The 22,141-nt window shown below is 64.5% G+C and carries 20 protein-coding genes; 15 read left to right on the forward strand and 5 right to left on the reverse strand.

Annotation, left to right across the window (positions count from 1 at the left end):
• Positions 1-37: 37 nt before the first annotated feature.
• From ACSC1S_RS18445 to ACSC1S_RS18460, 4 genes are all read right to left on the reverse strand, one after another.
• Positions 38-976, reverse strand: coding sequence for a DUF7351 domain-containing protein (locus tag ACSC1S_RS18445; protein WP_435365570.1), 939 nt, complete (start codon positions 974-976; stop codon positions 38-40).
• A 130-nt stretch (positions 977-1,106) separates the two neighbouring features.
• Positions 1,107-2,057: a DUF7351 domain-containing protein gene (locus ACSC1S_RS18450; protein WP_435365571.1), complete on the reverse strand. Its 951-nt coding sequence runs from the start codon at positions 2,055-2,057 to the stop codon at positions 1,107-1,109.
• A 119-nt stretch (positions 2,058-2,176) separates the two neighbouring features.
• Positions 2,177-3,001, reverse strand: a complete 825-nt coding sequence (locus ACSC1S_RS18455; protein WP_435365572.1) for a methyltransferase domain-containing protein — start codon at positions 2,999-3,001, stop codon at positions 2,177-2,179.
• Between the two features lie 206 nt (positions 3,002-3,207).
• Positions 3,208-5,385 (reverse strand): DNA/RNA helicase, encoded by a 2,178-nt coding sequence (locus ACSC1S_RS18460; RefSeq protein WP_435365573.1) that lies wholly within the window; start codon positions 5,383-5,385, stop codon positions 3,208-3,210.
• 101 nt (positions 5,386-5,486) lie between these two features.
• Here ACSC1S_RS18460 and ACSC1S_RS18465 point away from each other — a divergent pair, with 101 nt between their 5' ends.
• The 12 genes from ACSC1S_RS18465 (at position 5,487) to ACSC1S_RS18520 (ending at position 17,340) form a co-directional block, all read left to right on the forward strand.
• Positions 5,487-6,110 carry an alpha/beta hydrolase gene (locus ACSC1S_RS18465; protein WP_435365574.1) on the forward strand — a complete coding sequence of 208 codons (624 nt, stop codon included), beginning with the start codon at positions 5,487-5,489 and terminating at the stop codon, positions 6,108-6,110.
• 281 nt (positions 6,111-6,391) lie between these two features.
• Positions 6,392-7,876 carry an extracellular solute-binding protein gene (locus ACSC1S_RS18470; RefSeq protein ID WP_435365575.1) on the forward strand — a complete coding sequence of 495 codons (1,485 nt, stop codon included), beginning with the start codon at positions 6,392-6,394 and terminating at the stop codon, positions 7,874-7,876.
• A gap of 8 nt (positions 7,877-7,884) precedes the next feature.
• On the forward strand, positions 7,885-8,847 hold the full coding sequence (locus ACSC1S_RS18475; protein ID WP_435365576.1) for a carbohydrate ABC transporter permease: 963 nt from the start codon (positions 7,885-7,887) through the stop codon (positions 8,845-8,847).
• Position 8,848: 1 nt separating this feature from the next.
• The gene (locus ACSC1S_RS18480) at positions 8,849-9,778 is read left to right on the forward strand and encodes a carbohydrate ABC transporter permease (RefSeq protein ID WP_435320580.1); all 930 of its coding nucleotides are present in this window, start codon (positions 8,849-8,851) and stop codon (positions 9,776-9,778) included.
• A gap of 6 nt (positions 9,779-9,784) precedes the next feature.
• Positions 9,785-10,966 carry an ABC transporter ATP-binding protein gene (locus tag ACSC1S_RS18485; protein ID WP_435365577.1) on the forward strand — a complete coding sequence of 394 codons (1,182 nt, stop codon included), beginning with the start codon at positions 9,785-9,787 and terminating at the stop codon, positions 10,964-10,966.
• Positions 10,967-10,968: 2 nt separating this feature from the next.
• Entirely contained in the window at positions 10,969-11,169 is a 201-nt protein-coding gene (locus ACSC1S_RS18490; protein WP_435320582.1) for a DUF8005 family protein, read from the forward strand.
• 105 nt (positions 11,170-11,274) lie between these two features.
• On the forward strand, positions 11,275-12,342 hold the full coding sequence (locus ACSC1S_RS18495) for a TrmB family transcriptional regulator (RefSeq protein WP_435320583.1): 1,068 nt from the start codon (positions 11,275-11,277) through the stop codon (positions 12,340-12,342).
• Between the two features lie 541 nt (positions 12,343-12,883).
• A complete protein-coding gene (locus tag ACSC1S_RS18500) occupies positions 12,884-13,978 on the forward strand; it encodes a Gfo/Idh/MocA family protein (protein WP_435365578.1) in 1,095 nt (364 codons plus the stop codon).
• A gap of 4 nt (positions 13,979-13,982) precedes the next feature.
• Complete coding sequence (locus tag ACSC1S_RS18505) at positions 13,983-14,951, forward strand: sugar phosphate isomerase/epimerase family protein (protein WP_435365579.1); 969 nt, start codon at positions 13,983-13,985, stop codon at positions 14,949-14,951.
• A 175-nt stretch (positions 14,952-15,126) separates the two neighbouring features.
• Entirely contained in the window at positions 15,127-15,717 is a 591-nt protein-coding gene (locus tag ACSC1S_RS18510) for a hypothetical protein (protein ID WP_435365580.1), read from the forward strand.
• A gap of 82 nt (positions 15,718-15,799) precedes the next feature.
• Positions 15,800-16,624 (forward strand): alpha/beta hydrolase, encoded by an 825-nt coding sequence (locus ACSC1S_RS18515; protein ID WP_435365581.1) that lies wholly within the window; start codon positions 15,800-15,802, stop codon positions 16,622-16,624.
• Entirely contained in the window at positions 16,621-17,340 is a 720-nt protein-coding gene (locus tag ACSC1S_RS18520) for a 5-formyltetrahydrofolate cyclo-ligase (protein ID WP_435365582.1), read from the forward strand. Before ACSC1S_RS18515 ends, ACSC1S_RS18520 begins: the two co-directional genes overlap by 4 nt.
• A gap of 292 nt (positions 17,341-17,632) precedes the next feature.
• On the opposite strand, the gene hutH is transcribed toward ACSC1S_RS18520, so the two are convergent.
• On the reverse strand, positions 17,633-19,201 hold the full coding sequence (gene hutH, locus ACSC1S_RS18525; RefSeq protein ID WP_435365583.1) for a histidine ammonia-lyase: 1,569 nt from the start codon (positions 19,199-19,201) through the stop codon (positions 17,633-17,635).
• Positions 19,202-19,352: 151 nt separating this feature from the next.
• Between hutH and ACSC1S_RS18530 the strand changes: the two genes are divergently transcribed.
• The 3 genes from ACSC1S_RS18530 to ACSC1S_RS18540 all read left to right on the forward strand — a co-directional run bounded on the left by ACSC1S_RS18530 (position 19,353) and on the right by ACSC1S_RS18540 (position 22,140).
• Positions 19,353-20,279 carry a DUF7351 domain-containing protein gene (locus ACSC1S_RS18530; RefSeq protein ID WP_435365584.1) on the forward strand — a complete coding sequence of 309 codons (927 nt, stop codon included), beginning with the start codon at positions 19,353-19,355 and terminating at the stop codon, positions 20,277-20,279.
• Positions 20,280-20,356: 77 nt separating this feature from the next.
• A complete protein-coding gene (locus ACSC1S_RS18535; RefSeq protein ID WP_435365585.1) occupies positions 20,357-21,301 on the forward strand; it encodes an ABC transporter ATP-binding protein in 945 nt (314 codons plus the stop codon).
• The gene (locus ACSC1S_RS18540; protein ID WP_435365586.1) at positions 21,298-22,140 is read left to right on the forward strand and encodes an ABC transporter permease subunit; all 843 of its coding nucleotides are present in this window, start codon (positions 21,298-21,300) and stop codon (positions 22,138-22,140) included. Before ACSC1S_RS18535 ends, ACSC1S_RS18540 begins: the two co-directional genes overlap by 4 nt.
• Position 22,141: the final 1 nt, after the last annotated feature.

Here is a 22,141-nt window from a genome sequence, read left to right on the forward strand (position 1 = left end):
TCGGGGACCCTACAAGAGTGTGCGGGTTGCGGGCATCTCACAGGGGCTCCGGGTCGATGTCGACCACCGACATCGACTCGTCGTAGGTGAGCTGCAGGGCGTCACCCTCGTATCGCACGGTGATGGCGATGCGAATCGGGTCCTCGGAGACGAGTTCCTGGTCGAACTCGCGACCCCGGACGAAGTACTCCCAGGACAGTGGGTCCACGTCGGGCATGCGCTGGTAGAAGAACGAGATGACCGCCGGGTGCCACATCACGGTCGTCCAGGTGGGGAACCGCCAGGTGAGCTTGCACCGCGGGCAGCCGTAGTAGGCGATGGCCCACATCGTGTCCTCGAACTCTGCAGGCTCGTCGTGGTCCATATGCTCATCGTACAGCTTGACGTCGATGGTGGGTTCCATCGAGCAGGTCGGGCAGATGCCCTCTATCATCGACTGCGTCTTCAGGGCGACGCGAGTGATACCAACCTCGAAGACCTCTCGCGGCGTCCGGTCGGTGAGGCCCGCGGGGGGTATCTGGAAGGCGGCGAGCTTCCCCGGGGGCGTGGGGTACGAGCCGGGACACTCGGTACACCGGAGCAACAGAATCTCGTCGTCGTACTGGACGGTCGTCTCGGTGCCGCCACAGACCGCACAGACCACGCCCACGTGCTGCTCTTCCATCGAGGGGTGCTCGACGCCGGTTCCGGCGACGACGGTCTGGACGATCTGTTCGCCCGCGGCCGTGAGTTCGTATCCCTCGTCCAGCGACCGGACGAAGTGGCCTTCGAGCTTGCCGAGGTGGTAGTTGAAATTCCCAGAATCTCTGACACCGACCTCGTCCATCAGGTCCGAGTAACTGACCGGCTTGGAGGTGAGCGGTTCGGAGATATCCCAGAGTGCCTTGAGAATCCCGAACCTGGTCTCGTTGCCAAGCAACGAGAACGCCGTTTCGGGTCGTACCGCACTCCCTTCCTTCGCCCCCGTCTTCGACATACAGGAGTCTTCTCAGAGTGGGATAATAAATCGACCTGCCATTACCTGTCTACTCGGTGGTAGTTCGGGCCAGGCAATCGAGGGGGAGAATGCCATCCCTACGTGACCGGTCTCAGCGAGATTCAGTCGCTCAGGCGTCTGGGCCGTCCCGCTCGACCGAGAGGATGGTCATGGATTCGTCGAACGTGAACTGGAGCGTCGCGTCGTCTGCCGGCACCGTGATGGCGAGCCGCGGTGGGTCCTCGGAGAGGAGTTCCTGGTCGAACTCGCGCCCACGGAGGTAGTAGTTCCACGAGAGTGGCTCGATATCGACGTCGTGGTTGTCGAAGAACGCGATGGTCGTGGGGTGCCAGAGCACGTTGCACCATATCGGGAACCGCCAGATGTGCTTACACGTCTGGCAGAGGTACATCGCTATCGACTGCATGGTCGTGTCGCACTTGTCACACAGCCCTGAATCTCCGCCTTCGTGGTCACGACACCAGTCGACCTCGACGGTGGGCTCGCTGGCACACCGCGGACAGACACCCGCGATCATCGAGCGAGTCTCGAGCGTGACTCGTGTGATGGCCGATTCGAACACCGACACCGGGTCGCGTCCGGCGAGCCCAGCTGGTGGGAGGTGGAACTCGGCAAGCTTGCCGGGCCGAGATGGATATATCCCGTCGCACTCGGTGCACTGGACGGTCAGGGTCTCGTCGTCGTATCTGATGGTGGTCCCGGTCCCGTGGCAGACGGGGCAGATCACACCGATGTGGACCGGGTCCATGGAGGTCTGTTCGACGGCTGTCCCGGCGACGACGGTCTGGACGATCTGTTCGCCGGCGTCGGAGAGGACGTACCCCTCGTCCGTCGACTCGACGAAGTGGCCCTCGAGCTTCCCGAGGTGGTAGTTGAAGTTCCCCGAGTCCCGGACGCCGACGTAGTCCATCAGGTTCGAGTAACTGATCGGTCTGGACTCCGGCGGGTCGAGCAGTTCCCAGAGCGCTCGCAGGATGTTGAACCGCGTCTCGTTGCCGAGTAGCGAGAACGCCTCCTCGGGCAGCAACGACGACGATGACCCAGACCCCTCTTCCGACATCTATTCGGAGCGTTCTCGGAGGAGGATAATAAATCGCCATACCATCGCGTCCCGTGTGCGTCATTCTCTCCCATCCACTTTCTGGACGTGCTCGAGTCCACAATCGTGGACGGCGGACCTTACTTCTCGAACAGCCCGAGGTACGCCCTCGCCCGGTCCTCGTCGAGGTTCCGATGCATGGACCGGCAGACCGGCACGAGATCGTCTCGAACGACCACATCGAAGCACGGGGGGAAGCCTTCGGTCTCGGCACGGTGTATCATCGAGTGATACCACTCTGCTGCCTCGATGGAGACGTCGAGCCAGTCGAGAGGTTCGAAGCCAGCCCGGGTCATCGTCTCGAGGAACTCGTCGGGGTGGACCAGCGAGCCGACCGGCCCTTCCGCGGTCAGCGCCATGGGCGTCAGCAGGGGCTCGACGGGGCCTGCGACGACCTCGTGGACGGCGACCCGGCCACCGGGGACGAGGACTCGATGGAGTTCCGCGGCCAGGCCGGCCTTGTACTCGATGTCGCTGGCCAGGTCTTGCAGGAACACGACGTCGAACGTGTCGTCCTCGAACGGGAGGTCGAGGGCGTGCTCGTTGCGGATGGTCACCTGGTCGTCGAGGCCGACGCGCCGGGTGAGTTCGGTCGCAGCGTGGCAGAACGCGGGCGTCAGGTCGACGCCGACGACCTGGCAGCCGAACTCGTCCGCCAGGGCACGGGTGGGACCACCCAGCCCGGCAGCCACGTCGAGGACCAGACTCTCCTCGTCGACGTCCGCGAGCGCGGCCAGTTCGAGGGTCGCCTCGAAGCCCTGTACGTGCAGGTCTTCGAAGACGGTGATGTCGGCGGGTGTGAGGTCGTCGAGGTCACATCCGGCGGCCGCCAGACTGTCTAACAGTCTCTCGGTGAAGTCCGCGGTTCGCCCGGCCGTCGAGAGCAACTCGTCGTCTCGAATCATCAGGCACACCGCCTCATCGGAAGTGACAGGTATAACGTCAAAGAGAACGGTCGGCTCGTCTGCGTCGGTTCGCGCTTGGTGGGTCTGAGGCTCCTGGGCATTACGAAATCCTCGGATTTCCGTTACCGATTCAGTCGCTTGGGGGACATAAACCGATTCTGCGTAGCTGAGTACGGTTGGATATCCAACAACTTTCAGAATCGGCGTCAGAACACGTCGAGCGTCGCGTCCAGCATCGTCCGCGCCAGGGCGCTCTGTTCCGGTGCTGGAAACGTTACGACGGGGTCCTGGCCGGAGACCTGCGCCGCGACGCTGGTCAGCTCGTCGAACAGGCGCTCCTCGTCACCGCTTCCCGACACGGTCACCCAGGCGGTGGTCCGCGTCATGGCGACGAACGCCTCGTTCCGGCGCTGGACGAGCGAGGCGCGTCGGGTCGAGTCGGCGACAGTGTCGACGCCGACGACGTAGACCTGCGGGGCCTGGTTCCCCTTCGCGCGGTTGACCCGTGAGATGGTGACGGCACCGGCCTCGGTGAACACGTCGGGGTCACCGTCCCAGACCAGGTTCGCGTCGATACCGCGGCGACCAAGGCGGTCGGCGAGTCTGCTCCCCGCGGTTCGGGACTCCCCGACATCGCCCAGGGTGACGACCATGACCTGTGCCGGGTCGAGCTCACCCTGCCGGAGGTCACGGGCGATGGCATCGGCGACGAAGTCGAGTTCGCCCCCGCGGTCGGGGAACCGCTCGACCCGGACGAACGGGCGCGCCGAAGGAACCCCTGCGAGTGGATGCGGGCTGTGTTCGGGTGGCCGGCGAAGCGTCACCGGCTCCCCGTACCGCCGGAAGTCGCCCTCGATCTCGTAGCCGAGGTCCTCCCAGCCGGACTGGGTCGTCAGCGCCTGGACGGCGCCGGTGTCCCGACAGAGTCCCATCCCGAAGACGTGGGCGAGCAGGAGGGCGGGCCGGGGCGTCCGGTAGGCCTTCCGGAGGATGCGGCTCTTCTGGACCCCGCCCTCGTAGGCCCCGCTGAGGTCGACCCTGGGTCGTCCCCGCGAGTCGGTGCCGAATATCTCGGTCGGGCTGGGTGCCGACAGCGACTGCAGGCTCTGTGCCTCGTCGTAGGCCCAGACGAGCCGTTTCGGCGGGCGCAACACCGCGTGACAGAGCCGGAAGAACGCCGGGTCGAAGTCCTGGGCTTCGTCCACGAGAATCGCATCGTAGCGCTCCTGTGGGTCGCCTTCGTCGAGGACTTCGGCACAGCAGTGGTGCAGGAGGTCGCGGTCCGGGTCCCCACCAGTGCCCGAGGGCTCCCCGAACACGTCGTCTTCGTCGCCGGACTCCTCGAACTCTGCGCGGGCCTCGCTGTAGGTTCGCGGGTCGACCCCGGCAGCCTGTGCGGCCTCGGAGTACAGTCCACGGCGGGTTTTGCCGCCCCAGCCGTGCATCACCTGCAGCCGGGTCCAGTCCGGGTCGCCGCTGGCGAAATGCCGGTAGTACCGCCGGATGGTCTCGACGACCGTCTCGTAGAGGCTCCGGGTCTGGAAGGTGACCACGATGCGCCAGTCCGGGTGCCGGGCGTGCAACTGGGCCGCCTTGCCTGCCAGCAACACGGTCTTGCCCGACCCCGCGATGCCCCGAATCTGCTGTGGGCCGTCGGGAACCTGCAGCGTCATCTCCTCCTGCTCGCGGTCAAGTCGCTTCAGCCCGCGGTCGACGTGGGCGGCGAGTTCGGCCTTGCTCTCGCCTTCCGGTTCGTCGCCCGACGCCGGCCCGTCACGGTCGCCCGAGATGGGCTGACCGCCCGAGAGTACCGCCCTGGCGGCCCGGAACTTCTCGCTGGTCAGTCCGTCGCCAGGGGTCCGTTCGAGCCGGTCGCGCAACCCTCCAGGCGTGAGTTCGTCCCCGGTAATCACGGGAGGGGCCGACGGGAGGCCACCGAATCGCCGGTCCCACGCCTCGCGGTCGACGTTCGGGAGTGCGACGAAGAAGTGCAGCGGGACTGTGCAGTTCCCCCGGTCGTCGACCAGGGTGGGCTCCTTCCGGAGGTGGCGGACCAGCCGGAACCCCTGGTCACGGGCCTGTGTGTATGGTGTCGCACTCGACTGCCGGGTGCCCTGCAGTCGCCAGCGGTCGCCCTCGATGGCCGCGATGTGGTCCGGCTGGTAGCCCTTGCACTCGACGACGACGAGACCGATGTCGCGATGCAACAGCAGGAAGTCGACCTCGCGGTCGAACGACTCGCCGTTCGGGTCGATGATGGGGTAGCGCCAGTACGCCACGCCCTCGTCACCGGGACCGAAGGCTCTCGTGATGGCCTGCCAGACCGACTGCTCGGCATCCGCCCCCGCGTGTCCTGCGGTTTCGCCCGACGCGATGAACTCCACGTCCGCCGACTGGACCCGGAGCAGGCAAATAGTTTCGGGACCGCACGACGGGACCGATGTCCCGGGACAACGCTTACATCACTCATGTCGGATGTGCCACTATGAACCGAACCGACGTGACTCTCGAGGTCGATGGAACGAGCTACCCAGGTCGCCTGAACGAACCGACGGGTACGGTCGAGGGCGCTGTGCTGGTGGTGCCGGGTGCAGGGCACGGGCCCTACGGCGACGTGTTCGACCGCGTCGCCGAGGCCGCCGCGGAACGCGGGTATCTGGTCGCGCGCTTCGTCACCTGGGAGGACCACGACGACCTCGACGCGAAGACGACCGCGGACTTCCGGGCGGAGCTTCGTGCTGGCGTCGAGTTCCTGCGGGACCGCGACCCTGGCTCCGTGAGCGTCGTCGCAAAGAGCTTCGGTGGCCGTCTCGCGCTCCGGCACCTCCCCGCCGACCGCGCCGACCGCCTCGTGCTCTGGGCCCCCGCCATCCTGTTCGGCGAACACGACGAGTTGCCGTCCATCACCGCCTCGGAGTTGGCCGAGGTCGACGTACCGACCCGAATCCTGCAGGGTGACGAGGACGAGGCCGTCTCGGTCGAGAACGCGACCGCCCTGGCCGAGCACTTGCCCGAGGGAGCGGTGGTCGAACTCCCCGGTGAGAACCACTCGTTCCGGACCGACGAGCAGCGAGTCGTCGAGGAGACGGTCGACTTTCTGGGCGACTGACGGCCGTCCCAGTCCTCGTGGGCGATTTTCTGGAGTGCAACTCACAGTCCCCGAGCGGCAGTCGTCATCAGGTTCTGGCGGGTCTGGAAGAAGTGGTTCGATGGCTGGATTAGTCTTGTCTGGAGCCTTACGTGGAACTATATGCTCTTCTGCCCCCTCATCGTGATATTCTGCTCTTGCCTGCCCGTGGTGAACTGGCCTCCTCGCCACCGCAGAAAATCTTAATCAATTACTTGATTCAGTATCTTTATTATGGATTGTGTCACAATGGCAGACGTAGCATGAGTAATAGTGGCAAGGAGAACACGAGGCGGCCAACGGTATCACGCCGCCGATTCGTCCAGGTGGCTGGCGCAACGAGCAGTGTGGCCAGCCTCGCTGGATGTATCGGTGGGTTCGGAGGCGGTGGAGACAGACCGGAGAAAGCAGATGCTGACCAGACCATCGTTCGGCAGTATTCCGGCGTCGGGGCCAACGAATCGCCCGAGGTCAAAGACGAGCTGCGAGAGTCGTTGTGGAACGCGGGCCTCTCCGAAGACATCTTCGTCGAGGTCGTGGACGGCCCTTCGACGACCGACGAACTGCTCAACCAGTACCGGACCTGGTTATCGGCAGGTCGTGACGAACCGGACATTCTCACCATGGACTCCGGCTGGACGATTCCGTTCATCCAGCGGGGGCAAGTAGAGAGCCTGGAAGACCTGCTGGACGACAGCATGGTCAGTACCATCAAGAACGATTACTTCGATGCCAGCGTCGCCTCGGCGAGTTCGCCCGACGGGACGCTTTACGGCGTCCCATCGTTCCCCGACTTCCCGACGATGCAGTACCGCAAGGACCTCGTCGAGGACGCCGGGTACGACACCGAGGGTTGGCAGACCGAGCCGATGTCCTGGAGCCGATTTGCCGAGATAACCGCCGACGTCAAGGAACAGAACGGCGTCAAGTACGGCTACACCTTCCAGGCAGACAGCTACGGCGGGCTGTCGTGCTGTGATTTCAACGAGTGGATGACCACGTGGGGCGGTGCGTACTTCGGTGGCGTCGACAATCTGTTCGGACCGGTCAACGAACGACCCGTCACGGTCAACGAAGCCGGGGCCGTGAAAGCTATCGAGATGGTCCGGACGTTCATCCACGGCGAGGACGACAAGTACGGGATGGACATCACGGGGAACATCGCCCCTGCGGCGACCCTGGGCTGGACCGAGGAGACCTCACGGAAGCCGTTCACCAACGGCAACGCCGTCATGCACCGGAACTGGCCCTACTCGATCGCCATCAACGGTGCGGAAGATGCGTTGGGCGAGAAGCTCGGTGTGATGCCGCTGCCGTACGGCGTCACGGAAAGCGAGGCCCAGTTCCCTGGCACCGGTGGGACCGCATCCGCGCTGGGAGGCTGGAACTCTGTGGTCAATCCCAACTCGAAGAAGAAGGATGCCGTCGTGGAGGTCCTGAAGGCGAAGATGTCTGAGGAGTTCCAGCTATGGCAATTCGAGACCCTGGGGCTCTTGCCCCCCAAATCGGCGGTTTTCAACTCCGATTCGGCACGGAACCTTCCGGTGATGGGGCGGTACATGGACGCCCTGCAGACCGCGGGGAACAACGCCATCCCACGGCCCGTAACCACCGCCTGGCCGGACCAATCCGGTGCCATCGCCAGTGCCGTGAACAAGGCACTGCAGAAGGGTAGCGGCAACTCACCGCAACAGGCAATGGACAAGCTCGCGACCACGCTGAAGGACATCGAAGAACAGTCCGTGTGAACAAGCCAATGAGCACTGACAATAGACGGGCGAACGGCATCCCGCGTCCGGATTACGCCATCGCCAACAAGATCGAAACGCTTCCAGAGGAGCTGTACGCGTACCTCCTGATACTGCCGGCGTTCCTGATGGTGGGTGCGGTCGCACTGTGGCCCCTCGTGGATACGTTCACCATGTCACTCCACGCGGACGCACTCTCTGGCGTCTCCGTGGGCGAATTCGTCGGCACCGAGAACTACGTTGCAGTATTGACTGGGGAACGAAATGCGGTGCTACCGGGCTCGTTCTGGTACGCCGTCGGGCTCACCATCGCGTTCACTGCCGGGAGCGTGGCCCTGGAGACGCTCATCGGGCTCGCACAGGCCCTGATACTCGACCAGGAGTTCCGTGGCCGGGCGTGGGTCCGGATGGCGATTCTCCTTCCGTGGGCCGTACCCGTGGTGGTCCAGGGAATGATGTTCTATCTCCTGTTCGAGCCGAGCATCGGGTTCCTGGTCGCACCTCTGCAGGAACTGGGCCTCTTCTCTTCGACGCCGCTGTCGAACACGAAGGACTCACTGATACTCATCACGCTCACCGACGCCTGGAAGACCTCCGCGTTCATGGCGCTGATCATCCTCGCGGGGATGCAGAGCATCGACCGAAGTCTCTACGACGTGAGCAAGGTCGCCGGTGCGACCACCTGGCAGCGATTCAGGCTGATCACCCTTCCGCTGGTGCTCCCTGCGGTGATGGTCGGCATGCTGTTCCGGACCCTTGGTGCCCTGAAGGTGTACGGTGTCATCGAGGTGTTGTCGGGCTGCCGGACCGTCCCGTCGATGACCTGTCTCGTCATCTCGGCATTCCGTTCGAACCGGTTCGGCACGTCGGCAACGTTGGCCTTCCTCACCGCCACGATAATCAGCCTGTTCATCATGGTGTACCTGGTCAAGTTCGTGAGCAGTCTGCGGGGAATCGGGGGGAGCGTCTAAGATGGCGACCGCCCAGCAAACCGACGACCAGGACGGCGGTGGCCCGTTCACCCAGTGGGTCAGGCGTGCCATCGAGGACCCGGGGACGGTCCACAGAGCGATGTTCATCGTCGCACTTCTGTTCTTCATGTTCACGACGCTGTTCCCGATCTACTGGCTGGTCGTGCTCGCGCTCACGCCGAACGACCTCATCGTGAACCTGGGGCCGGTCCCACGCGGGTTCAACATCTCGGTGTTCCTGGACATGTGGAACATCGTCCCGCTCCACCTGTACATCTTCAATAGCTTCGTCATCGCCACCGCGACGACGGTCTACGTGCTGCTCGTCTCGAGTCTGGCTGGATACGCGTTCGGACGGCTCGAATTCCGTGGGAAGGGCGGGCTGTTACTGCTGTTGCTGATCATCTCCTTTTTCCCCCCAGCGGCGTTCATCCTTCCGTTGTTCAAGCTGTTCACCGGGAACATGATGCTCTTCGGCATCCAGAGCCCAGACCTGTTCAACACCGTGGGGGCGATAATCGTCCCGTTCAGTGGCCTGTTCCTGCCGCTCTCGGTGTTCATCCTCACGACGTTCTACAGCCAGATTCCGGACGGCCTGGAGGACGCGGCGCGCGTCGAGGGAACGACCCGACTCGGCGCACTGTTCCGGGTCATCATGCCACTCTCGGCCCCCGGTCTGTCGACCGCGGGCATCCTGACGTTCATCGCGGTGTACAACGAGTTCTTCTTCTCGTTCCTGATGACGACGGGACAACCCGAGAACGGCGCACCACTCGTGTGGGGAATCCTGGCCTTCCAGAGCCAGTACACGAGTCTGTACAACTACATGGCGGCAGCGAGTCTCATCGGCATCCTGCCGGTCGCACTACTCGTGGTCGTCGCACAGGAAAAAATCGTCAGCGGATTGACCGCCGGAGCGGTCAAGGAGTGATTTCACATGGGAAACGTTGAACTCGAACACGTAACGAAACGGTACGCAGACGTAACGGCTATCGACGACTTGAGCATAGACATCAGGGACGGGGAGTTCGTCAGTCTGGTCGGCCCATCGGGCTGTGGCAAGTCCACGACCATGGAGACCATCGCCGGGCTCACGTTGCCCACCGAGGGTGACGTGTCCATCGGTGGAAAGAACGTGACGAATCTCCCACCCAAGGACCGGGGTATCGCGATGGTGTTCCAGAACATCGCGCTGTTCCCGCACATGGACGTCTTCGATAACATCAGCTTCGGGCTACGACTCCGTAATTTCGAGACGGCTGAAACCGAACGCCGCGTCCAGCGTGCGGCGGACATCCTCCAGATAGAGGACCTCCTGGACCGCAAGCCTTCGGAACTATCTGGGGGCCAGCGCCAGCGGGTGGCCATCGGTCGCGCAATCGTCCGGGAACCCGAAGCGTTCCTGATGGACGAGCCGCTGGCGAACCTCGACGCGAAGCTTCGGGTCCACATGCGGACGGAACTCCAGCGCCTGCACAAGGAGCTGGACACCACCATCATCTACGTCACGCACGACCAGGCGGAGGCGATGACCATGTCGGACCGCATCGCGGTCCTCAACGACGGCGAACTGCAGCAGATCGCGCCGCCGCTGACGTGTTACAACGAGCCAGCGAACCTGTTCGTCGCCGGCTTCATCGGGTCGCCGTCGATGAACTTCATCGAGGGCGAGGTTTCGGCCACCGGGTTCGAATCTGCGTCGGTCTCTATCCAGTTCGACCCTGCCGACTTCGACCTCTCCGTGGGCGATGCAGTGACGCTCGGTGTTCGCCCGGAGGACGTCCATCACTCCGGACAGGATGGCCAGGTACGTCACCCGACGACCGGCCTCGACACGGTCACTGACGTTCTGGAGCCGATGGGCAACGAGATATTCGTCTACCTCCTGCACGGAGACAGTGAGACTACCGACATGGACGACGCACAGCGGCAGTCCAACCAGTTGATGATGAGTGTCGACCCGGACACAGAGATCTCGGAGGACGAGCACGTCGAAATCTTCTTCGACCGAGAGAACCTCCATCTGTTCGACCAGGAGACCGGGGAGGCGATCACCCACAACCTGGAGACCGTCTCCGAAGGACAGCAGCCAACCCAGAGTGGCACCACTGCGGACTGACCATGTTCGACACGATCACCACTCTGTACGTCAGCGCGGTGACGGTGCTGTTCTTCTTCTGGGTCTACGGCATCTACGCGTTCGTCCGTGACTGTCGGCGAACGCTTGCCCCGAAGGCTCGGCAGCTCGTTCAGGGGTGGCAACTGATGCGAACCGACGACGCCCAGCAGGACCGTGCTGACAACGAGCCACGACTCCACTGAACGATATGGGGAATCTCGCACACGCTCACAGTCACGCGGTCGCACGAGGAGTCGATCACCGGGGAATGGACAGAAAAATCAGCACGGAAACGCAACCCACGACTAATGACTCAGAACGGTAAACAGGACGAACCACAGCTCAGAGAAGAGCTGCGGACCTTCGGGTTTTCGGACAAGGAGATAGACGTGTATCTGGCGCTCCTGTCCCGGGGTGAAGCGACCACGAGCACCATCTCCGAAGATGCCGACGTTTCACAGCAGGCGGTCTACAGTATCACCGACCGCCTCGAGAAGAAGGGACTCGTTCAGGTGAAAGACTACGCATCACCGACCACTATCCGTGCGTTGCCGCCACAGGAAGCGATCGGGAATCTCTCTTCGCGACTCGAATCGCTCACCCCGTCCCTGGACGACCGGTTCAACGACGTCAGTTCGAAGGCTCCCGAGATTCAGATCGTAAAGTCGCGTGAGACGGCATTGAAGCGGCTTCGAAACGCCATCGGGCAGGCCGAGAAGGAGGCGATAGTCGCGGTTCCCGAATCCATCTATCCCGAGATCGAGACGGAACTTCGGGCTGCGCTCGCCCGCGACGTCCAGGTCTTTCTGTTACTCGCAAACGTGGAGACGATGGACCGATACGAGTCGGATGCGACTCGATTTGCCGGGGCTGCAGACGCCGTTCGTTGCTGGGATGCAGCACTTCCGTTCTTCTACGCGGTCGACGACGAATCTGCGATGATCGGTGACCCGAACTTCCTCACTGGTCCGCACATGGACAAGGAGTCCGTGACGGTCTCACAGCGCCATCTCACGGGTGCTGTTCACGGTGTGTATCTCAGTGCGTACTGGCCAGCATCGACGGAGGTGTACGTGTCCGACCCCGACCCGCTCCCGAGAACGTACGAGTGGTTCCGACAGGCGGTCTTCCAGGCGTTCCGTCATCAGCAACTGGGCACCGACCTCACGGCCACCGTCACGACGAAATCCGGTGAGGAGTTCTCCGGGGTCGTAAGCCGGGTGAAACAGGCGTTCGTCGAGCCGACGACGAACGACTACACGTTAGAGGTGAGCCTCTCTCTCGAAACCGACGACGGTGAGGTGAGCTTCGGTGGACCCGAGGCGTTCATCGAAGATTACGAGGCCACCTCGGTCACGCTCAGTGAGAGCGCGTAGTACGGAACCATTCTCTGGCAACCGGGAACCCGTGCGGTCGGTTCTCTCGAACGGTCTTCTCGCGGACGATCGCGTTCAGCTCCGGGTTAGATTTTGTGCTGCGTTTTCTCCCGAATACCTCTCCCTTCACGCATCATTCGGCAGCTGAACCATGTAGTAGCTGAACCACTCGTCGCATCAGTGCGACCGATGCGATGGAATGCTGCTCTCTTGTGGGGTCAGGAAATCTGTGAGTGGACGGTGGCGAACTGTCTGTAGCACATGAACTGAGTACGAACAGCGCCAGAGATGGGTGCGAACACCACTTCAAAAAATCTGAATCAAATACTTGTTTAAGGTTCGGTAGAATTATATGCCCCTGGCTCGTTGACCGTTCTAACAGGGACCGTGTCGCTTGCGGACCGGAAACAAAGATGAATGCAACACACAGACCTCGACAGACCGTAGAGATTCGAATCGAGACCTGTCACCGGAACGTCTCCCGACTGCGACAGCAGCAGAGACCGACGACGGGAACCCGACTCGATGGGGGGTGTCACGAATGAGTGCGGAACAGCAGCCGCAGGTCGGTCTCGTCGGCCTCGGGAACATCGGACGCCACCACGCCGCGCAACTTCAGGAACTCGATGCGGCCCTCGTTGGTGGCCTCGACATCGCTCCTGCTGCCCGTGAACGGTTCGAATCGGAGTTCGACGCGCAGGCGTACGAGGACGCTGCTGCGCTCTACGACGCCGTCGACGCAGTCATCGTCACCACACCGAATCGCTTCCACGAGGAGTACGCGGTCGGTGCGCTCGAAGCGGGCCTCGATGTCCTGCTGGAGAAACCGCTCGCACATTCGCTGGAGAGTGCAGAGCGTATCGCAGACGCCGCCGAGGACGCCGACGGCTTCTGTATGGTGGGATTCAGCAATCGATTCAGTAACGTCGTCGAGGTCCTCACGGAGTACATCCGCGAGGGTCGGCTCGGTGAGGTCACGCACATCGAGGCGAATTACGTCCGGCGGCGGGGAGTCCCCGGCCGTGGGTCGTGGTTCACTACCAAAGACGTCTCCGGTGGTGGCTCCCTCATCGACCTCGGCGTACACGCCATCGACCTCGCGTTACACTTCCTCGACTACCCGGAAGTCGTCGAGGTTTCGGGCGTCACGCGCTCGCAGTTCGGCGGACGGGACGACTACGCCTTCGTCGAAATGTGGGGCGAGGATGCCGGTCCCGAGGGATTTGACGTGGACGATTCGACGAGTGCCTTCATCAGATGTGCCGACGGCCGAAGCATCTCGCTCGAAGTCGCCTGGGCAGCCAATCGGCCGACCACGCACGAGTTCTTCATCCGTGGGACCGAGGGTGGCGCACGATTCGACCGGAAGGCACAGGAACTGACACTGCTCGACGCCGAGAAGGGTAGCACCGACCGCCTCATCGACAGTGACATCGAAACGAGTGAGAGCAATATGCATCGAGCCGAGCAGGCCGTCTTCCTCGAGGCGGTCAGCGACGGAGTACACCCCGGCTGTAACACCGTCGAAGAAGGCGTTACCGTCCAGCGTGTCATCGACGCTATCTACCGGTCCTCGGAGAACGACCGAACCGTCGCAGTGACCGAGAGCACCCCGCCGATTCCAGGAGGTGACTGACTCGATGGACATCGGTGTGCTCACCGCGCCATTCGGGGACCGGTCACTCGAGGAGACGCTGACGTATCTCTCGGACCTCGACGTCGATACCGTCGAACTCGGATGCGGCGGCTTCCCCGGAGGGCCCCATCTCGACCGCGAGAAGCACCTCGATAACCCTGCCGCGCAGTCGAAGCTCCACGCGCTGCTGGACGAACACGACATCTCCGTGAGCGCGCTCGCGACGCACAACAATCCGCTGCACCCGGACGAGGAGACGGCCGCGACGGCAGATAGAGAACTTCGCGAGGCGATCGAACTCGCCGCACAGCTGGATGTGAACACCGTCACCTGCTTCTCGGGGCTTCCTGCTGGGGGTCCAAATGACGAGGTTCCGAACTGGGTCACCGCGCCCTGGCCGACTGTCCATGCCGACGCCCACGAGTACCAGTGGGAGGTCGCGACGGAGTACTGGTCCCACCTCGCGGCCTTTGCGGACGAGCACGCCGTCGACCTGGCAATCGAGATGCACCCGAATATGTTGGTCTACGAACCGACCGGGATGATGAAACTCCGTGAGGCGACCAACGAGCGAGTCGGTGCGAACTTCGACCCCTCACACCTCTACTGGCAGGGTATCGACGTGACGAAGGCGATTCGGTTCCTCGGTGAGAAGGACGCCATCCACCACTTCCACGCGAAGGACACGAAGGTATATTCCGAGAACGCTGAGGTGAAGGGCGTCCTCGACACTACCGACTACACCGAGGAGATAGACCGCTCCTGGCTGTTCAGGTCGGTCGGCTACGGCCACGGCGAAGAGCACTGGAAGGACGTCGTCTCGACCCTCCGGATGGTCGGCTACGACGGTGCCTTGAGCATCGAACACGAGGACTCGCTGACCTCCTCGGTGGAAGGACTGGAGAAAGCAGTCGAGTTGCTCAAGCGGACTGTCTTCGAGACGGAGCCGTGGGAGGACGCGTTCTGGGTGTAGCGAGCCTGCCCAACATCGGTGTCATCAGGAATCAAGTCACTCGTCGCCCGGGAGGGGCCGTCGCCAACCTGCTGGTCGTGGAGTGTCGTCCCACGTAGCGTGACACTCAGCGACTTTCTGATACCTCACCTCAGTGCTTATCATGAGCGACCCCTAGACCACAGACAGAGAGACAGTGAACCCACTCGCCGACGCCCGCGGCAACCTCGCCCTCAACGGCGGCATCCTCGTCTTCGCGAGCGTGATGGTCGCGCTGCAGGGCGGGACCAACACCTGGCTGACGCTGGCGATCCTCGTCTCGGGCGTCGGTGCGGTCGCGGCCGCACTCACGGTCGCGACCGGGCCACTGCCGGCTGCCGCCGCGAAGCCCATCAGCCTCTACGGCGACCGGGGCGAACCGGTCGGCGTGACACCCGGCGGCCCCTCGTACGTCGCGGTCTTCTACTCGCTGTTCACGCTCCCGGCCTCGGTCGCCCACGAACTCGCCCACGCGGTGGGCGTCGTCATCTGCCGGGGGCGTGTCGAGTCGCTGGTCGTGGTCCTCGGCGGCGACGCCTACCTGTCGTTCGAGCCGGGAGTCCACTGGGGCCGGTGGGAACTCGGGTTGGTCAAAGCTGCGCCCGTGTTGCTCGGCGTGGTGGTGTTCCCGGCGGCCCAGCTGGCGCTGTCGACGTCGGGATTCGTGCAGCTGTTCTGGCTGTACGTCGCGGTGACGTTCTGGTTCTCGTCGTTCCCCGACCAGGTGTACGACCTCTGGGACCGGTAGGCTGGAGACAGCTCCGACCAGACAGCCGGAATCCGTGACCGGACACAAAGTTTTAGCACCGGCCCGTGGGAACCCAGTTCCGATGACGACCACGAGCACGACACTCGACTGGCGTCCCTACGAGGGCGACCCCGACGCGACCGTCGTCGGTGACCTGCGCGTCTCGTCGAGGTTCTCGGACCCGCGGCTCGCCGCCGACCGGGAACTGCTGGTTCACCTCCCGCCGGGCTACGAGGATTCCGGGAAAGCGTACCCCGTCGTCTACATGCACGACGGGCACAACCTGTTCGACGAGGTTGCGAGCTACTCCGGCGAATGGGAAGTCGACGAAACGATGCAGGCCCTCTCCGACGAGGGCATCGACGCCATCGTCGTCGGTATCCCGAACGCGGACGACGACCGGCAGCTGGAGTACACCCCGTATGCCCACGAGGAGTTCGGCGGTGGCGGCGCAGACGACTACCTCGAAGTGCTGGTCGAGCGAATCAAACCGATGGTCGACGAGGCGTTCCGGACCCGGGACGACACGGCATCGACCGGGCTCGCCGGCTCCTCGCTCGGCGGGCTGGTGAGCCTGTACGGGTTCTTCGAGTACCCCGACACCTTCGGCTTCGCCGGCGTGTTCAGCCCCGCGTTCTGGTGGACCGAAGGCAAGATCTTCGACTACATGGCCGACCAGACCCGGGATTCGGGACGCATCTACATGGACGTGGGAACGGCCGAAGGTGACGACGACGAGGACCTGCAGGAGGCCTACGTGACCGACGCGAAACGGATGCGCGACGTGCTTCGGGAACAGGGCTACGACGACTCCCAGCTCGAATTCGTCCTCGACGAGGGGGCGATTCACCACGAATCCGCGTGGGCGCGTCGATTCCCGAACGCGATGCGGTTCCTGCTCGAATGACGGTCGACAAGCAGGACCTCCGCGAGCGGATCTGGGACGCCCTGGAGGCGCAGAATCAGGCCCGGTTCCCGTTCCCTCCCCACGGTCGCATCCCGAACTTCAAGGGCTGTGACGAGGCCGCCGAGCGCATCACCGAGACCGAGGAGTGGCAGGCCGCCACGACCATCAAGGCGAACCCGGACTCGCCACAGAAGCCCCTCCGGCGGGCCGCGCTCGAAGCCGGCAAGACGGTGTACATGGCGGTGCCGCGACTGCGCGACGAGAAGCCGTTCCTCGAACTCGACCCGGCTCGAATCGACGATATCGACCGGGCGGTGACCATCGCCGGGTCGTCGGAACTCGGCGTACAGGTCGCGCCCGAGGACGTGCCAGCCATCGACCTCGTCGTCTCCGGCAGCGTCGCGGTCACCCCTTCTGGGGACCGCGTCGGCAAGGGCGAGGGGTACTCCGACATGGAGTTCGCGGTGTTGCGCGAGCTCGGGCTGGTGTCCGACGACACGCCGGTCGTGACCACGGTCCACGACCTTCAGGTCGTCGACGAGGACGTCCCGGTCGGCGAGCACGACGTGCCGATGGACATCATCGCCACGCCGACCGAGACCTACCGACCGGACCCGCGACCGAAGCCGACCGGTCTCGACTGGGACTTGCTCGACGCCGAACGACTGGACGAGATTCCGGTGCTCGCGCGGATACAGGAAAATTGCACGCAATAACAAACACTAGATTTATCATCGTCTGGTAGGAAGTCTCACATGCGACGGGGCAGTTGCGGTCAGAGGCACCCAATCCCCCCACATCGTCTCTGATCGCCTTCTCAGACGACCACTCTGGTGACCGACAGGCTTCTGTCGAACTGCGGCTCTCACGCGAGGAGTTCGATGCCGAGCACCAGTCACCCGACGAAAGCGAACACCACGCCGAGCCCCGTCTCTCGCGCGTCGCTGGGGGCGTATCTGCTGTCGCGCACACCTCGGTAGCCGGGGAACGGCTGGAACCGTCACCCGCTCACTGCAGCGGTTCCGCCAGCGCCGCGTCGACCTGCTCGACCAGCATCCCACTTCTGGCGAGGGTCGCGGCGCGGTCGAGTTCCGGCGCGAGCACCCGGTCTTCGTCGAGCGTCGGGACGACCTCTCTCACCGCGTCCGCGACGGCTTGTGTCCCGGCCGCCGGTTCGAGGCCGTCGTCCACGAAGTCGAGTGACTGGGCGGCACAGAGCAACTCCACGCCGACGACGGTCGCAGCGTGCTCGACCGCAGTATCGGCGTGGTGGGCGGACTGGGCCGACATGCTGACGTGGTCCTCCTGCCCGCCGGAGACCGGCGTGTTGTCGGTCGCGGCACGACCGAGCGACCGGCACTCGTTGACCAGCGCGGCGGCGGTGTACTGGGCGATCATGTACCCCGAGCGCAGGCCGCTCTCGGCGGTGAGGAACGGCGGGAGGTGCGGTTCCTGCAGGTTCGGGTTGACCATCCTGTCGACACGGCGCTCGCAGATCGCCGCGAGGTCGGTCATCGCCGCGGTCAGGTAGTCGAGGCGGTGGGCGAGCGGCGCACCGTGGAAGTTCCCACCCGAGATGATTGCGCCCTTCTCGGTACCCGATGCACGCGAATTCACGTCCGCGGCATCGAACACGAGCGGGTTGTCGGTTGCGCTGTTGAGTTCGGTCTCGACGGCGTCCCTGGTGTGCGCGATGGCGTCCCTGACGGACCCATGGACCTGCGGCATACAGCGAATCGCGTAGGCGTCCTGCACCCGGTCGCAGTTGCGGTGGGACTCGACGATGCCGGAGTCGGCACAGAGCCGCCTGATGTTGTCGGCGCTCGCCTGCTGGCCCTCGTGAGGCCGCACGTCGTGGATGGCCGGGTCACAGCTCGCGGTGGTCCCCATCGTGACCTCGGTGGTGAGCGCGCCCGCGGCGTCGGCGGTCCGGACGATGTGTTCTGCGTCGACCACGGCGAGTGCGGCCTTGCCGACGGTCAGCTGGGTCCCGTTGATGAGCGCGAGGCCTTCCTTGGGCGCGAGGGTGACCGGTTCCAGCCCGACCGCGTCGAGCGCCTCGGCCCCGGAGACGCGCTCACCGTCGTAGTGGGCCTCGCCCTCGCCGAGCAGGACCAGCGCGAGGTGGGCCAGCGGGGCGAGGTCGCCACTCGCACCGAGGCTCCCGCGCGACCGGACGACCGGGTGGACGCCCTCGTTCAGGAACGTCACGAGGTGGTCGACGACGTGTTCGCGGATGCCCGAGTACCCCTTCACCAGGGCGTTGACGCGGGTGACCAGCATCGCCCGGACCTCCTCGCGAGTGCACTCGCGGCCCGAGCCGGCCGAATGGCTCCGGATGAGGTTGGTCTGGAGCGTCTCTATCTTCTCGCGTGGGATGCGCTCGTTGACGAGTTCGCCGAAGCCGGTGTTGAGGCCGTAAACGGCCTCGCCGGCGTCGACCACGTGCTCGACGCGCTCGCGGGCCTCGCGGACGCGTTCGCGTGCCGGGTCCGGAATCGCGACCGGCTCGTCGTGGCGGGCGACCGCGACCACGTCCTCGGGGGTCAGCGACTGCCCATCGAGTTCGACGGTCATCGGTAGCGCACCTCGTGGCTGTCGTGGAGGGTCCGACAATCGTTCATGACAGAACCTCGTCGGAGGCCGGGCTTTGACCTTTCGTTGTCACTCCCGGCGACACGACGCCCCGGAACGTTTTCTCTCTCCGTCTCGTACCGCCACCGACCGAATGCCTCCAAGCGACGACCCGTCGACCGAGACCGCGTTCGAGGTCCTGAGCAGCGAGTTGCGGCTGGCCATCCTCGACGAACTCGCCAGGGCCGACGCCGACGGCGAGCCCGTCGTCAGCTTCTCCGCCCTCTACGACCGCGTCGACGCCGACAACACGCCCAGTTTCTCCTATCACCTCTCACGGCTCGCGCCCCACTTCGTCAGCAAGACCGACACGGGGTATCGACTCACTGCGGCGGGAGACCGGGTGGTCCGCGCGGTCCGGGCCGGGTCGTACGAGTCGAACCCCGAATTCGAGCCGACGAGCGTCGACGGCCACTGCCCGAACTGCGGCTGGACCGCCCTCGACGCTGCACTGGATGGGACACTCGTCGTCCTCTCCTGTCCCGATTGTGCCACCAGCGTCGTCAGGTTCGACCTGCCCCCGGGCCAGTCCAGTGTCGACGGCTCGGACGCGATACTCCACGCCTGCGACCACCGAGTCCGCCACGAGTACGAGATGGCCCTCGACGGTATCTGCAACAGCTGCGGGGGTGCGATGGCGCTCGACATCGAACAGGTCGCGGACGACTGCGGCACCTACGAGATGGCCATCTCCCGGTGTCGAACCTGTGACCTCCAGGTGTTCGCGCCGGTCGAGTTGCGGCTGCTCTACCACCCGGCCGTGCTGGCGCTCTACTGGCGTCACGGTGTCGACGCGACCGAGATTCCGCTGTGGGAGTTGCTGGGACACACCGATTCGTGGGAGATGACCGTCACCGAGCGAGACCCGTTCGCGGCCGAGGTCCGGGTCCGGCTCCCTGACGCCGAAGAGTCGCTGCTGGTTGGCCTCGACGCCACGCTGGACGTCGAGATTCTGGACGACTCGCAGGGGTTGTCTCGGGACCCGGCGCAGGCAGCGCCATCGAGTCAACTCGATGACTAAAACGCGGTTTAGTTACTGCCCTGTTATATTATCAAATCTATGATAATATTTATCCCCGGTCGCGGCGCAGTCCCGGTATGGCAGCGATACAGACGACGAACCTCACCAAGCGATACGGCGAGTCCGTCGTCGCGGTCGACGACCTCGACCTGACCGTCGAGGAGGGCGAAGTGTTCGGCTTCCTCGGCCCGAACGGGGCCGGGAAATCGACGACCATCGACATGCTCATGGACTACGTCCGGCCCTCGAGCGGGTCGGCGACGGTCCTCGGGTACGACGCACAGACCGAGACGCAGGCGGTCCACGAGCGCGTCGGCATCCTCCCCGACGGGTACGGGCTTTACGACCGACTCTCGGCCCGGCGACACCTGGAGTTCGCCATCGACCTGAAGGGAGCCGACGACGACCCCGACGATTTGCTCGACCGGGTCAAACTCGACGCCGCGGCCGCCGAGCGACCCGTCGGCGGCTACTCGAAGGGGATGACCCAGCGCATCGCGCTCGCGCTCGCCCTCGTGGGTGACCCCGACCTCCTCGTGCTCGACGAACCCTCCAGCGGCCTCGACCCGAACGGGGTCCGGCTCGTCAGGAACATCGCCCAGGAGCACGCCGCGTCGGGCGGGACGGTGTTCTTCTCCAGTCACATCCTCCCGCAGGTGGAGGCGGTCTGTGACCGCGTCGGCATCCTCAACAGGGGGAAACTCGTCGCCGTCGACACCATCGACGGGTTGCGGGACACGCTGGAGACGGGTTCGGTCATCAGCGTCACGCTCGACCGGCTCCCCGAGGGGCTGGACCTGACGAGTATCGAGGGCGTGACCACGGTCCACACCGACGGCCAGACAATCGAAGTCAACTGTCGGACCCCGCAGGCGAAGCTCGCGGTCCTCGACGAGGTCCGAGCGGCCGGGGCCGCAGTTCAGGAGTTCGGCACCACCGAGGCCACGCTCGAGGAGCTGTTCACGACGTACACTGGTGACGCCCCACCGACCGCCTCGGAACCCATGGAGGCACCGCAATGACGCCCTCCCGAGTCACCACCATCGCCCGGAAGGAAGTCGACGACAGCGTTCGCTCCCGGCTGCTCTGGGGAATCATCGGACTGGTGGCGGTGTTGACCTCGTTCGCGGCCGCGATGCTCCAGTTCGTCCCTGGTGTCGAGGCCGACGCCCTCGCGGGCATCAACGGCGCGACCGAGCTGGCGACCCTGCTCGTGCCCATCGTGGCACTCGTCGCCGCCTACCTCGCCATCGCGGGCGAACGCGAGTCCGGGAGCGTGAAGGTCCTGCTCGGGTTCCCACCCTCCCGCGCCGAGGTCGTCGCGGGGAAGTTCCTCGGCCGGGCGGCGCTCGTGATAGTCGGCGTCTCGGCTGGCTACGCGGTCTCCGGCGTCGTCACGCTGCTCGTCTACGGGTCGCTCCCAGTGGTCGCGTTCGCGGCGACCCTGGCACTCACGGCGCTGCTGGGGGCGGTGTTCGTCGCCATCGCGGTCGGCCTCTCAGCCCTGAGCGCGACGCGCTCACGGGCCATGACCGGCTCCATCGCGGTCTACCTCGTCCTGACGCTGTTCTGGGATTTCGTCCCCCAGGGGACCTACATGCTCGTCGAGGGGTCGGCGCCGACCGCACCGCTCCCGGGCTGGTTCCTCCTCCTGCAGAGCCTGAGTCCGACCGGCGCGTACGGGTCGCTGGTGACGGCCGTGGTCAGTTCGGAAGCCGGCGTGCCCGGACTTCCCGCACTCGTGGCTGGTGCGTTCCCGTTCTACCTCGAACCGTGGTTCCTGCTCGGGCTCCTGGCTGCGTGGTCGGCGGTCCCCCTGCTCGTCGGCTACCGGGCGTTCGAGAAAGCCGACCTCGCCTGAA

It is taken from the genome of Haloarchaeobius pelagicus, assembly GCF_051207375.1.
Lineage (GTDB): Archaea > Halobacteriota > Halobacteria > Halobacteriales > Natrialbaceae > Haloarchaeobius.

Coding starts and splice junctions, on each gene's coding strand:
- ACSC1S_RS18495 (WP_435320583.1), top strand. CDS start 11,275: ATGACTCAGAACGGTAAACAGGACGAACCACAGCTCAGAGAAGAGCTG.
- ACSC1S_RS18515 (WP_435365581.1), top strand. CDS start 15,800: ATGACGACCACGAGCACGACACTCGACTGGCGTCCCTACGAGGGCGAC.
- ACSC1S_RS18530 (WP_435365584.1), top strand. CDS start 19,353: ATGCCTCCAAGCGACGACCCGTCGACCGAGACCGCGTTCGAGGTCCTG.
- ACSC1S_RS18490 (WP_435320582.1), top strand. CDS start 10,969: ATGTTCGACACGATCACCACTCTGTACGTCAGCGCGGTGACGGTGCTG.
- ACSC1S_RS18540 (WP_435365586.1), top strand. CDS start 21,298: ATGACGCCCTCCCGAGTCACCACCATCGCCCGGAAGGAAGTCGACGAC.
- ACSC1S_RS18450 (WP_435365571.1), bottom strand. CDS start 2,057: ATGTCGGAAGAGGGGTCTGGGTCATCGTCGTCGTTGCTGCCCGAGGAG.
- ACSC1S_RS18535 (WP_435365585.1), top strand. CDS start 20,357: ATGGCAGCGATACAGACGACGAACCTCACCAAGCGATACGGCGAGTCC.
- ACSC1S_RS18480 (WP_435320580.1), top strand. CDS start 8,849: ATGGCGACCGCCCAGCAAACCGACGACCAGGACGGCGGTGGCCCGTTC.
- ACSC1S_RS18445 (WP_435365570.1), bottom strand. CDS start 976: ATGTCGAAGACGGGGGCGAAGGAAGGGAGTGCGGTACGACCCGAAACG.
- ACSC1S_RS18500 (WP_435365578.1), top strand. CDS start 12,884: ATGAGTGCGGAACAGCAGCCGCAGGTCGGTCTCGTCGGCCTCGGGAAC.
- ACSC1S_RS18475 (WP_435365576.1), top strand. CDS start 7,885: ATGAGCACTGACAATAGACGGGCGAACGGCATCCCGCGTCCGGATTAC.
- ACSC1S_RS18505 (WP_435365579.1), top strand. CDS start 13,983: ATGGACATCGGTGTGCTCACCGCGCCATTCGGGGACCGGTCACTCGAG.
- hutH (WP_435365583.1), bottom strand. CDS start 19,201: ATGACCGTCGAACTCGATGGGCAGTCGCTGACCCCCGAGGACGTGGTC.
- ACSC1S_RS18520 (WP_435365582.1), top strand. CDS start 16,621: ATGACGGTCGACAAGCAGGACCTCCGCGAGCGGATCTGGGACGCCCTG.
- ACSC1S_RS18455 (WP_435365572.1), bottom strand. CDS start 3,001: ATGATTCGAGACGACGAGTTGCTCTCGACGGCCGGGCGAACCGCGGAC.
- ACSC1S_RS18465 (WP_435365574.1), top strand. CDS start 5,487: ATGAACCGAACCGACGTGACTCTCGAGGTCGATGGAACGAGCTACCCA.
- ACSC1S_RS18485 (WP_435365577.1), top strand. CDS start 9,785: ATGGGAAACGTTGAACTCGAACACGTAACGAAACGGTACGCAGACGTA.
- ACSC1S_RS18470 (WP_435365575.1), top strand. CDS start 6,392: ATGAGTAATAGTGGCAAGGAGAACACGAGGCGGCCAACGGTATCACGC.